Source organism: Candidatus Thermokryptus mobilis, assembly GCF_900070205.1.
Lineage (GTDB): Bacteria > Bacteroidota > Ignavibacteria > Kryptoniales > Kryptoniaceae > Kryptonium > Kryptonium mobile.
The window spans coordinates 1-12,070 of record NZ_FAOO01000016.1 but is presented as its reverse complement, the minus strand read 5'-3'; the positions used below and the strand labels follow the sequence as shown (position 1 = coordinate 12,070).

The following is a 12,070-nucleotide window of genomic DNA, read 5'->3' as shown; positions in this document are numbered from 1 at the left end:
TTTAAAAATGGCTCTTAAAGTTTATAACTCGTTGACAAGGAGAAAGGAGGAATTTAAACCTGAGATTGAGGGGTTTGTCAGGATGTATGTTTGTGGTCCAACCGTTTATGCGCATTCCCATCTTGGGCATGCTAAAAGTTATGTTTCCTTTGATGTAATTGTGAGATATTTGAGATATCTGGGCTATAAAGTTAGATATGTTCAAAATATAACCGATGTTGGACATTTGACGGACAATGCTGATCAAGGTGAGGACAAAATTATAGCTCAGGCAAGAAAAGAACGCCTTGAGCCGATGGAACTTGTTGAGATTTATATGAGAAGTTATTTTGAAGATATGGATCGGCTTGGGAACTTAAGACCTGATATTTCCCCGAGGGCAACAGGGCATATACCTGAACAGATTGAATTAATTGAAATTCTTCTATCAAAGGGATTTGCTTATGAAGTTAATGGTTCAGTTTATTTTGATGTGATGAAATTTCCTGAGTATGGAAAGCTCTCCGGTAAAAAGATTGAGGATTTAATAGCTGGTGCGAGGGTTGAAGTTAGAAGCGAAAAGAAAAATCCGCTTGATTTTGCTCTTTGGAAAAGGGCTGAACCAGGTCATATAATGAGATGGAGAAGTCCTTGGGGGATCGGATACCCGGGGTGGCATATAGAATGCTCAGCGATGAGCATGAAGTATCTCGGTGAAACCTTTGATATTCACGGTGGTGGTATAGAGAATCAATTTCCGCATCATGACTCTGAGATAGCTCAAAGTGAAGCAGCGACGGGAAAGCAGTTCGTCAGATATTGGTTGCATAACAATATGGTCACTGTAAACGGTGTGAAAATGAGCAAATCGCTTGGAAATGTTGTGACTTTGAAAGACGCATTTAAAAAGCATCATCCCCTTGCGATAAGATTTTTCATACTTTCAAGCCATTACCGAAGTCCTGTTGATTACAGTGATGAGGCGCTTGACTCCGCAGAAAAAGGACTTGAAAAACTTCACAATACAGTTAAACTTCTCAGATATGAAATTTCTAAATCTCAACCCGGTAGAAAGCATGAAATAAATCTTGACGAATATAAGCGTAGGTTCATTGAGGCAATGGACGATGATTTTAACACGCCAGTTGCAATATCTGTTCTATTTGATCTTTCAAGGGAAGTCAATCAGATTTTGAATTCAAATGAAGTTTATTCTTCTGAATCGTTAAAAGAAATTGACGACTTTTATAGAGATTTCGGTGGAAAGATACTTGGATTGATCCCAGATGAATTTGAAGAGAAGAAAATCAGTGTTGGGGTTGAAAGTAAGTTGATTGAAATTTTACTTGAAATAAGAGCAAGGGCTAGAGCTGAAAAAAATTGGGAGCTTGCTGATCGGATAAGGAATGAACTTAAAAATTTAGGTATTATACTTGAAGATAAAAAGGACGGGACAACCATCTGGCGATTTGCAGAATTATAGACAAATCTTTAAACCCCTCATCTTTTTACTACAATTCGGAAGTTTAATTTAATTCCAGTTAATTTTGTTATTTTTTGAATTAGTTTTCTTCCTGGAATGATTTTATCATTTTCAATTTTGCAGTAGTATTCTTTTGAGATTCCGAGCAAATAAGCCATTTGTTTTTGAAGGAGGTTGTTTTTGAGTCGGTATAGTTTCAGGGCTTCCCCGAGGGTCATATTTGAGAAAAAAGCGAGAAAGTCAAGAAAAGAGGGTCAAAAATCAGTGTTAATTAATTGAACTATTTGTTCAATAAAAAGTTGCCCTCAAGGTCTTGACAAGGAAATTTACTTGATTTAAATTTTGGATGAGAGTTATTGAGGTTTTGCTTTGGTTAGTATTTATAAAAGGTGATTGTGGGATGAAAACGCTGAGTTAGAGTATGTGTTATAATTAATAGAAGAGTTTTGAAACAAAGCGTAGGCGGGAGATGTCTTTGACAGAGGTGTCTGTAAATCGTCCTGTTACTGTGGCAATGTTCTTCATTGGGATTGCTGTCATTGGGGTTATAGCATTGTCTTATATAAGCGTTGATTATCTTCCATCGGTTCAGATCCCAGAGCTTCTTGTTCAGACGATTTATGTTGGTGCTTCGCCGGAGGAAGTTGAGAGACAGATAAGTGAACCCATTGAGTCAATACTTAACACGGTCAAAGGTGTAAAAAGGGTAATTTCAATCTCGCGAGAGGGTTTATCGCTTGTGCGATTGCAATTTTATTGGGGGACTGATATAGATTACGCTATGCTTGAGGTCAGGGAGAAACTTGACGCTATACGGGGTTCGCTTCCGGAAGATGCACAAAGACCGACGATAGTTAAAATTGATCCTTCTTCTGAATCCATAATGACGATTGCTTTGACTTATACATATGGAGTTATGGGAAAAGGGGACATAGCAAGCTTAAAGGAATTTGCCCAAGCGCTTGTTAAAAGGCGCCTTGAACAGATTGAGGGTGTTTCACAGGCGGTTGTGGCTGGTGGGTATGATAGAGAGGTGCATATCCTCGTTGATATTTCTAAAATGAGGTCGTTCAATCTCACACTTGAAGATATCTCAAATGCTTTGAAAAGTTCAAATTTGAGTTTGGTTGGGGGAACAATTAAGCAGGGCGTTTTCAGGTATCCTTTTAGAGTCGCTTCAGAATTCAGAGATTTGAAAGATATAGAAAATGTCATCATCAAAACTGGATGGGATAAGGGTGTTCGTTTGTCAGATATAGCTGGGGTTAGATTTGATTTTGTAGAAAGGCAAGGGCTTACGCGTTTAAATGGAAGTGAGGCGATTTTAATTTTTGTCAAGAAGGAAGCAGGGGCTAATTCAATAAATGTAAGCAGAAAGGTTAGGGATGTAGTTGATGAATTGGCGAGGGATTATCCCGATGTTAAAATTGAAATTATTTTTGATCAAGCGGAGTTTATAAGGAAGTCAATTTCGGATATTGAGCAGGCGATATTTTGGGGCGCTTTATTTGCTTTTTTATCCCTTTTCATTTTTCTTCGTGATTTCAGATATCCGCTGATCATCGGTATAGCAACACCGTTCTCAATTCTTGCCACTGTTGTGATGATGTATCTTTCTGGTATAAATTTCAATATAATTTCGCTGACTGGGCTTGCGCTTGGAATTGGTATGATCGGTGATAATGCGGTGATAATAGTTGAGAATTTCACGAGGTTGAGGGAGAGGGGTTTAAGCGTTAGAGAAGCAGTTTTAAAGGGAGCTAAGGAGATAAACCTTGCGGTTTCAGCTGCGACATTTACAAATGTTGCGATCTTCTTGCCCGTTGTCCTTGTAAAGGGTGTTGCACAGAAACTTTTTCTTGATATGGGATTGACGATGACATTTTCGCTTCTTTCGTCACTTCTCGTTGCAGTGATGCTTGTCCCAGGAATTTTATCAAGATTGAAAGAGGAAGACATAAACAAATCCGTTAAACTAACATTTTTTAAGAGATTTTACACCGGGTTGATGGATTCATACATTGCCTTTTTGAAGTGGTCGCTTAGAAATAGAAGTGTTATTATTTTAGCTACGGTTCTTTTGATATTGATTTCGCTTGGTGTTGCTCTTTTGATAAGGGCGGAACAAGCACCAGACATTGACCAAAGTAGGTTTACAGTTGAAGTGAACATGCCTTACGGCTCAACGCTTGAAGCGGTGTCAAGTGCTGTTGAAATGATTGAGAAACAATTGTTAAATATGAAAGAGGTTTCAGCTGTTGTGTCTGACATCGGGATATCATCGCAAGAGGATTATTTTAGCATTTTGTTTGCAAGTTTAAATAAAGCAAAAATTTATGTTAAGGTTAAGCCGGAGTTCAGCGTTGATTATGTGATGAAAAAGGTTCGTCAGGACATGATTGGAAGCGGATTGTTTAAAAAGTTTGAGGCGATCGGTGCTGAAGTTGTTTTCCAGAGAAGAACGACTACATTTGAGAGAATCCTTCAAAGCGCCGAAAGTGATATAGCGATTAAAATCGTGAGTAAGCAGGTCGGCGTGGCTTCTTTGGATTCAGCGATTTTAGTGGCGAGAAAGGTAGCCGAAAAAATTAAAAATATAGGTGGTGTTTCAGATGTTAGAATCATACCTGAGCCGGGAAATCCGCAGATAAAAATTTTGGTTGACAAAGATGAAATTGCAAAATATGGGTTTAACAATTCGCAGATACTATCTGAAATAGAAAGTTATCTCAAGGGGAAGGTCGCGACTTATTTTAATACATTTAGTGATAGGATACCGATACGGGTGATCGCAAACAAGTCGGATAATGAGGATGTTTTAATTTCCCTTTTGAATTACAGTTTGAAGATGGACAGAGGAAATTATGTTGCTTCAATTCCCGTCCGTTCAATTGTTAAGGTTGGAAGGGAGAGGGGCTTAAGCGAAATTTATCGTGAAAATGGAAACAGGGCTGTTGTCGTCCTTGCAAGTGCAAGCGGGAAAAACATTCTAAATTTGAGTGGTGAAATTGGGAAAATTTTAAACGATGTTGAAAAGTCGCATCCGAGTTTTTCTGTTAAGCTCGGTGGCAAGATAGAAGAAATTTACGAGTCATATCGTGGGCTTTTGATAATAATTTTGCTTTCAATTTTTCTGGTTTATATGATACTTGCATCGGAGTATGAATCAATCGTTTATCCGCTTGTCATTTTAATCACAAGTCCCCTTGCACTTGTTGGGGCTTTCATTACAATGTATCTTGCCGGTCAAAGTTATAATGTTATGTCAATTGTTGGGCTTGTTATAATGCTTGGTGCAATTGATAATGATGCGGTCATAGCAGTTGACCTTATGATATCAAATAGAAGAAGCGGGATGAATCTTGAAGATGCGATACTTGACGGTATGACAAAGAGGTTCAGACCGATAGTGATGACGACGCTGACAACTATACTTGGAATAATTCCTCTCGTCGTTGGGTTTGGAAAGGGACTTGAGCTCGCTGTTGCGATAAGTTATCCTGTGATTGGCGGATTGATCGCCTCAACGCTTTTCACTCTTTTTGTCATCCCAGTGGTTTACTCTTACTTTGATAAGTTTTCATTGAAAGGAAGATAAAATAAATACCAGAGGATTAAAATGAGGAAAAAAATTCTTATTTCTGTTGCGATTGTTGTCTTTGTTTTTGCTGTTTTTTTGGTTTATAAAGTTTTGAGCAAGCGAGACCTGGGTATAGAAGTTGGGCAGAAAAGGATGGAGTTAAAACAGGAAATTGAAATTTCAAGCGATGAGTTCGGGTATATCGCGGATATACAGGTAGATAGTCGCGGTAGAATTTATATTTGCGATGGAATGAACAACACAATTCATTTATATGATGGAGATGGGAAATTCCTTGGGAAAATAGGAAAAGCGGGAGAAGGTCCTGGGGAGTTTAAAATGTTGAACGGAATAATAATTGGGGAAAACGACACTGTTTATGCCATACCTTTCTTCTTGCAAAAGAATGGAGATTTCCTACTTACATATCGTGAATACTACACCACGGTGGATTATATGAAGCCAAAATATATGTATTTATTTCAAGTTGATAGAAATGGTCAAACAGGTCAAAATCCATTATTGAAAGTTCTGGCACCGCAAGTTTTGGTTTTCGGAGAAGGCAGGTCATTCTCGCTCATTGGAGGAATTCCTTTTGGTGAGAAGACAATTTGGAGGTCTGATTCAAAGGGCAACATTTACTTTGCTAACAGTAGTGTTCTTGGGATTAATTCTCTGGGTTTTGATGGGGAACAGAAAAATTTATTTAGTTATGAGGTTGATAAAATCAAAATAACGAAGAAGAAATGGCTCAAACTTTTCAGGGGGGATGAAAATAGATATCTAAAACTTAACAAGTCGTTAACTCCAGTCCCAAAATTTCTACCTGTGATAGGGGATTTTATAGTTGATTCAAAAGGAAGGTTTTGGATTGTGAGGGATATTGGCAAAGATGATTATGATTATATCTGTATGGTTTTTGATGATAAAGGGAGCAAGATAAGTCAATTTGACATCCATGATAATGTTTCATTAAAGTTATGCTCTGGGGATTATGTTTACGCTGTAAAAAAGGACGAGCTTGATGTCCAATCGGTTGTGAAATATAGGGTAATTGAAAAATAAAAATAGGTCGGTTATGTGGCGAGAAAAATTTTTCGTTGAAAGCTTTGAATTATGTTTGTTAGTTTTTCTTCTTGTCATTGGTTGTGGGGAGAGAAGAAAAGTAGCTGAGATGGAAGTTGGTTCTATTCCAGCATTGAAGGTTGGGGATTTGTCCAAGAAAGTGACATTTAGGTGATTGAGATGCTTGAGAGGATTTTGAGAAGACCGGTTACTGTTTTGATGTTCTATTTTGCCGTTCTCGTTTTGATGATATTTTCTTTGACACGCCTTCCTATTGAGATAACCCCTGATGTTGATTTTCCGCGGTTAAATGTCGTGACGCAGTGGTATGGGGCATCTCCAGAAATTATAGAGAGGTTTGTTACGATGAGGATTGAGGAGGTAGCGACGACGGTAACAGGTGTAAAGAAGGTTTCATCTTGGACGAGGGAGGGGACATCTTGGGTTGAAGTTGAGTTTCAAAAGGGTGTGGATATTGACCTCGCACGGCTTGAGCTTTCGGAGAAAATTTCAACTGTATACAAAACACTCCCGCAAGGGGTAAGTTATCCTCAGATTCAAAAGTTTGTCCCGCAGGAATTTCAAGAACTTCAGGGGTTTATGAGTTTCAGTGTTTATGCGGATGCTGATATTTACAAAATTCAGAAGATAATAGATGAAACGATAAAACCGGCTCTTCTGGGGATAAAAGGCGTAGCTAATGTCAGAACGATAGGCGAGGTTAAAAGGGAGATTTTGATTCTTGTAGATGAGAACAAGGTTAAAAGTTACAGATTGAACATGGTTGAATTAATCCGTGCGCTTAATGAAAATCAGATTTTTAAATTGGTTGGGTATGCCGATGTGAACAATGTCAGGCATTTCGTTTATTCGGGCGATTATTTTAACAGTGTTGATGATGTAAAGGAAATGAAAGTCGGAGTTGGTGAGGGTAGATATTTGAAGCTTTCTGAATTAGCAGTTGTGGTTGATACGATAGCTGAGCAAAGAAGTTTTGCGAGGATAAATGGTAAACCGACGCTTACAATTGAGATTGATAAGGAGCCGGGTATAAATATGTTAAAGGTTGCCCGACAGGTTGATGAGTTGATTGATAATTTAAAGGAGATCGCGAAATCTCGTTATGGTGTTAAAGTTGAAATTGATAAGATATATGACAGGAGCAAAGATATAAGGGCGGAGATAAGCGAATTGGGAAACAAGGCATTGATTTCGGCTTTGTTTATAGTGTTGATACTTGTCCTATTTTTAAGAAATGTTGTTTCATCTTTCGTGATTTTCCTGTCGGTTGTATTTTCTATTGCTGGTGCTATTGTATTTTTATACGCAAGTGGTATTGGTTTAAATATAATGAGTTTATCTGCGATCGCTTTGTCGTTTGGGATAGTGATTGATAACAGTGTGGTTGTGTTTGAGAACATTCAAAGGCGTTTTGAGGAGATGGGCAAGCTTGATTTTGATTTGATTTTTGAATCCGTTCAAGAGATGAAACTGCCTGTTATTTCTGCCTCTTTGACAACAGTTGGTGCGCTTGTCCCAGTGTTTCTTTTGCCGGAAAATTTAAAGCCATACTTCATTCATTTTTCATTGACTGCTGGGTTTGTGATTCTTTTTTCACTTTTCGTCTCTTTAACATTCATTCCCATCATTTCACAGAAAATTTTGATAAAGAGCGGGTTTAAGGGGAAGGTTAAGTTTTTTGATGTGATTTTAAATGTGTATAGGAAGATTTTGCTTTGGAATATCAGGCATCGGCGACTCATAGTTATTATTTTAATATGGTTGTTTGGTTTTCCGATATGGTTATTGCCCGAGAAGATTGAGGTTAAAAAGGAAAATTTAAGTTTAAGGGTATTTGATAAAAAGGTTTCAATCGCTGGGTTTGTTAAACTTTACAATGAAATTTTCGGTAGCGATCTTTATTCAAAGATAAAGCCCTATGTTGACCATGGGCTTGGTGGAGTTTCGCATCTATTTTTCAAGTATGTCTACAAGGGGGAGCTTTGGAAATGGGGTGGGGAAACGTATATAGTTGTGAACATCTGGGCTCCGCAGGGAACTGAGATATCAAGGGTTGATGAACTTGTTAGAAAAATTGAAGATAATCTCTTGAGAAATCTTGGCTTGATCAGGAAATTCACTTCAAGGATAACTGATAGATTTGCCACAATAAGGGTTGAATTTGATGATAAAGTTGCTATGACATCCGTCCCGTATATAATCAAGGAAAATTTAATCTCAATATGTGCTCAAACAAGCGGTTTTACGACATCTGTTTATGGATTTGGTCCTGGATTTTTCTCCGGCGGAGACATCGCACCGAGTTTTACAATTCAAATTCTCGGATATAATTACGATGTGGTGAAGCAAATTGCGCAAAACATCAGTGAAATTTTATCTCAAAACCCAAGGGTTGCCGACATTGAACTTGATAGGTTGCCTTGGAAAGCGAAGGAATATGAAGTTGTTGCATATATTGACAGGGAAAAAGTGAGTAGATATGGAGTTGATGTTAGTGATTTGATTTATTTCATTGCTGGCAAATTGAGGGTTTCGGTTGAGAATTTAAATTTGCGACTTCAAAATGAAGATGTGAAATTAAAAATCGCAATTTCTGGGTCGGGAAGAAACTTAAAAGATGTTGATGTGAGGGAGCTCCTTGAGGCAAGTTTAGTGGTCAAAGGGAAAAGCGTCAAGCTTTCCGATGTTCTGAGGATTGAACTTGTTCCAACTATGCCTGAGATAAGGCGCGAGAATCAGCAATACACAAGATATATAACTTTTAATTTCAGGGGTCCGTATCATTACGGCTATAAATTTACGGATGCTGTGATAAAGAGCGTAAAAGTCCCGCCAGGTTATGAAATTAAAAGACCGGATTATTTCTTCATCATCGGGGAGAAAGAGAGGATACCGTTAATTTTAATCGCCTTTGTTTCTGTTTCGCTTGTCTTTATGGTAACAGCATCTTTATATGAATCGCTGCGAAAACCGTTCGTCATAATTCTTTCCGTTCCGATGTCTTTGATAGGTTTATTCCTTGTCTTTTACATCTTTGATGTCAATTTCGGTAGGGGTGGATATGCTGGTCTTATTCTTTTGATAGGGCTTTCGGTTAACAACGGGATAATTCTTGTTGATAAAATTTCAAAAGCGGTGGAAAGCAAAAATGTTAAAACTAATGAGCCGAGTTATGATGAAGTTATTGCTCAAGCGTCCATGCAGAGGGTTAGACCAATTTTAATAACGAATTTGACCACGATAGCTGGTTTCGTTCCTTTTATATTCACAAAGAATGTTTATTCGCTTTGGTATCCTTTTTCTGTGGCTGTTTCGGGTGGGCTTCTCTTTTCAATGTTCATCGTTTTGCTGTTTGTTCCATCTCTTTATAAAATAATTGCAAAATAAAATTTCAATGTGAAATGCCCAGTGAAAACACAACAAAGAGAAAGCCCTGGTTAAAGATTTTGATGTTCATTTTATCCGGTATCTTTTTGCTTTTTTTAATTGCTGGGATAATTTTTTGGGGCGGTGGAGAGGAAACGAATGTGACAATTCAAAATGTAGAGCCAGGCGAGATATTTTTCCCTGTTAAAGTTGATGTTGCGAGAAAAGGGGATTTGATACAGTGGGTTAACACGAGCGGTGTGGCGAAACCGATACAAGAAGTTGATATAATATCACGGGTTGGCGGACAAGTTGTGCTTTTAAATGTCCATAACGGAAAATTTATAAACAAAGATGATTTGATCTTCAAAATTGACGATACGGAGTATAAAATAGCCCTGAAACAGGCAGAATATAATCTCCTTGACGCAAGGGTGGAATATAACTTGATGAAGTTTGGTTCCGTCCCAGGCGGAGCTGATGTGGGGAGGTTTAAGAAGGAAATTGACAGTTTGAAGAAAGTTTATGAGGAGATGAAAAAGAAATATGAAATGGGACTTGTTGGCGAGGGTGATTTTGAAAGGGTTAAAAGGGATTATGAAGCATTGCTCGTTTATAGCGATGTTAATCGTGAAGATGTCATAGCGAATAAAAGTGGTTTGAATAGAGCTTTGATTGAGTATGAAAGGGCGAAGTTAAATCTTGAATATACTCAAATAAAGGCGCCATTTTCTGGTTATATAGCTGACTGCGATATAAATGTCGGAAGTTATGTTAGCCCTGGGCAGAAGTGTATGAAACTTATTGATATATCTTTTGTGAAGATAGTCGTAGAGGTTACTGAAACACAATTGGCGAAAATTAAAACCGGTAATATCGCCGAGGTTGAACTTGTGGCTTATCCAGGGGAAATTTTCAGAGGGAGGGTTGTTGAAGTGAATCCATATATTGATGTTGAAAGAAGGGTTGGCAAAGTTGTCGTCCTTATTGAGAACATCGGGGAAAAGATAAAACCGGGGATGTTTGCAAATGTGAGGATTCAGGGAGATATCTACAGAGATGTTTTACTTGTCCCTAAAAAAGCAGTCGTGATGAGAGATAATCGTCCAGTTGTATTTGTATATCAAGGTGTGGATGAAGATAATGGTCTTTCAAAATGGTTTTATGTTGAGCTCGGTCGTGAAAATGAACAATTTTACGAAATAAAAAGCGGTATAAATCCCGGGGATACGATTATAGTTGAGGGGAATTACAATTTGGCACATGATTCAAGGGTTAAGGTTTCAAGGTGAGAATAAAATTGGGGATGATTATGCGAATTAGTCGTGGATCATTTGAGAAAGTAATTGAGAAAAATTTCACCGATCAAAATTTTAGTGTTTATACTCTTTCACGATGTTTGAATGTTTCCTTTTCCAATCTTTTTGATTTTATTTATGAAAATTATGTGTAACTCCCCATAAATTGATTGAGACATATCGGATTGATAGAGTTATAGATTTAATTGCAAGTGGGGTTAAGGTGAAGGATGTATTTAAAAAGTGTGGTTATCGGCAGGCAAGGACATTTAGAGGGGCTTTTAAACGCAGGTTGAAGATTTCACCGATGGAGTTCAAGCGTGAACTTAATAACTGTGTGAGAGAAGAAAAATTAAATTATGGAGGTAACTATGAAGAGCTTTATTTGGCTTTTAGTTTTGTCTTGCTTTTCTTTTGTTTCAAGTTTATTCATTGAGCCTGTGTTTGCTTTAGTTGGTGGGAGTTGTTGTGAGGATTCGGGTTCCGTTTATGTTTAGGTAAATATTTGATTTTACTATACAATGTCGCAACAAGTAATGGTTCCCCAGTTATGGCGGTTGATATTGAGAAAGCGATTTGGGGTTATGTGAGTATAAATATATGTATGTTTACGATTATGATGGGAATTTTTTAAAATGTTTCACATTTGATAGAAGTGTTTTTGATGTGGTATTTGATCCTGAAGAGGTTAAATTTTTCGCCATCCAGCTTTATCCAGATCTATCAATACTAGTTATGATTGAAAGGCGGACAATCTTAGTGTTAGGTTTCGCTTTAATTTTAATGTTTTTGTTCAAATTTTATTTTGGCTATTAAGTTAAAAAAGAGCGGAAATATGGTTTGTGTTACTTGTGCTGATTCAATTGAAGGACTCCGAGTAAATGGTATGTCTAAAGAGGGGATCATATTTATTGTACCTTCAAAAATTTGTGAATCTTGCGTTATTTTAGCCGTTAGTGATTTGATTAACAACTACCGAGATAGTTTAAAATTGTTTGGGGTTAATGTTTATTTGATTTTGGAAAGAGAGAGCTTAATCTTAATTAGTTTTTCCAAGAGCGTGGTTTATTATTAGATTTTTTCAATTATGTGAGAAATGTGAAGTGCAGTTTGGAGTATGGTTTGTGTGTTTTTATCAACAATGGCAGGATTATTTATGCATCGCCTATTGCCAATTATAAAATTTTGAAAATTTTCTATAAGAAAGTTATGAATTACTTGAATGAATCTACTTATTTTTGATGCTTGTCATTTCAAATTTTAATTTAATTCCAGTTA

General features: G+C 37.3%; 8 protein-coding genes and 1 pseudogene. 8 read left to right on the top strand and 1 reads right to left on the bottom strand.

All coding sequences use genetic code 11. The features are described from left to right. The first annotated feature begins 7 nt into the window (after positions 1-7). A complete protein-coding gene (cysS, locus tag FKZ43_RS09380; RefSeq protein ID WP_140945632.1) occupies positions 8-1,462 on the top strand; it encodes a cysteine--tRNA ligase in 1,455 nt (484 codons plus the stop codon). Between the two features lie 17 nt (positions 1,463-1,479). Here the strand turns inward: cysS and FKZ43_RS11720 are convergent, their stop codons facing one another. Beyond that, a complete protein-coding gene (locus FKZ43_RS11720) occupies positions 1,480-1,680 on the bottom strand; it encodes a helix-turn-helix transcriptional regulator (protein ID WP_140945631.1) in 201 nt (66 codons plus the stop codon). A 251-nt stretch (positions 1,681-1,931) separates the two neighbouring features. Here FKZ43_RS11720 and FKZ43_RS09370 point away from each other — a divergent pair, with 251 nt between their 5' ends. The 7 genes and pseudogenes from FKZ43_RS09370 to FKZ43_RS11485 all read left to right on the top strand — a co-directional run bounded on the left by FKZ43_RS09370 (position 1,932) and on the right by FKZ43_RS11485 (position 11,608). Then, on the top strand, positions 1,932-5,060 hold the full coding sequence (locus tag FKZ43_RS09370; protein WP_140945630.1) for an efflux RND transporter permease subunit: 3,129 nt from the start codon (positions 1,932-1,934) through the stop codon (positions 5,058-5,060). A 21-nt stretch (positions 5,061-5,081) separates the two neighbouring features. Next, positions 5,082-6,107, top strand: a complete 1,026-nt coding sequence (locus FKZ43_RS09365) for a 6-bladed beta-propeller (protein ID WP_140945629.1) — start codon at positions 5,082-5,084, stop codon at positions 6,105-6,107. 13 nt (positions 6,108-6,120) lie between these two features. Beyond that, positions 6,121-6,282, top strand: a complete 162-nt coding sequence (locus tag FKZ43_RS11490; RefSeq protein ID WP_181180326.1) for a hypothetical protein — start codon at positions 6,121-6,123, stop codon at positions 6,280-6,282. Positions 6,283-6,287: 5 nt separating this feature from the next. Then, positions 6,288-9,515, top strand: coding sequence for an efflux RND transporter permease subunit (locus tag FKZ43_RS09360; protein ID WP_140945628.1), 3,228 nt, complete (start codon positions 6,288-6,290; stop codon positions 9,513-9,515). Positions 9,516-9,601: 86 nt separating this feature from the next. Continuing rightward, on the top strand, positions 9,602-10,786 hold the full coding sequence (locus tag FKZ43_RS09355) for an efflux RND transporter periplasmic adaptor subunit (protein WP_219916520.1): 1,185 nt from the start codon (positions 9,602-9,604) through the stop codon (positions 10,784-10,786). Between the two features lie 169 nt (positions 10,787-10,955). Then, positions 10,956-11,228 (top strand): annotated as a pseudogene (locus tag FKZ43_RS09350) (helix-turn-helix domain-containing protein); the annotation flags it as partial. Between the two features lie 164 nt (positions 11,229-11,392). After that, positions 11,393-11,608, top strand: coding sequence for a hypothetical protein (locus FKZ43_RS11485; RefSeq protein WP_219916519.1), 216 nt, complete (start codon positions 11,393-11,395; stop codon positions 11,606-11,608). Positions 11,609-12,070: the final 462 nt, after the last annotated feature.

Excerpts from the sequence above, each read along its gene's own strand:
- FKZ43_RS09365 (WP_140945629.1), top strand. The coding sequence starts at position 5,082 with ATGAGGAAAAAAATTCTTATTTCTGTTGCGATTGTTGTCTTTGTTTTT.
- FKZ43_RS11720 (WP_140945631.1), bottom strand. The coding sequence starts at position 1,680 with ATGACCCTCGGGGAAGCCCTGAAACTATACCGACTCAAAAACAACCTC.
- cysS (WP_140945632.1), top strand. The coding sequence starts at position 8 with ATGGCTCTTAAAGTTTATAACTCGTTGACAAGGAGAAAGGAGGAATTT.
- FKZ43_RS11485 (WP_219916519.1), top strand. The coding sequence starts at position 11,393 with ATGTATGTTTACGATTATGATGGGAATTTTTTAAAATGTTTCACATTT.
- FKZ43_RS11490 (WP_181180326.1), top strand. The coding sequence starts at position 6,121 with ATGTGGCGAGAAAAATTTTTCGTTGAAAGCTTTGAATTATGTTTGTTA.
- FKZ43_RS09360 (WP_140945628.1), top strand. The coding sequence starts at position 6,288 with ATGCTTGAGAGGATTTTGAGAAGACCGGTTACTGTTTTGATGTTCTAT.
- FKZ43_RS09370 (WP_140945630.1), top strand. The coding sequence starts at position 1,932 with ATGTCTTTGACAGAGGTGTCTGTAAATCGTCCTGTTACTGTGGCAATG.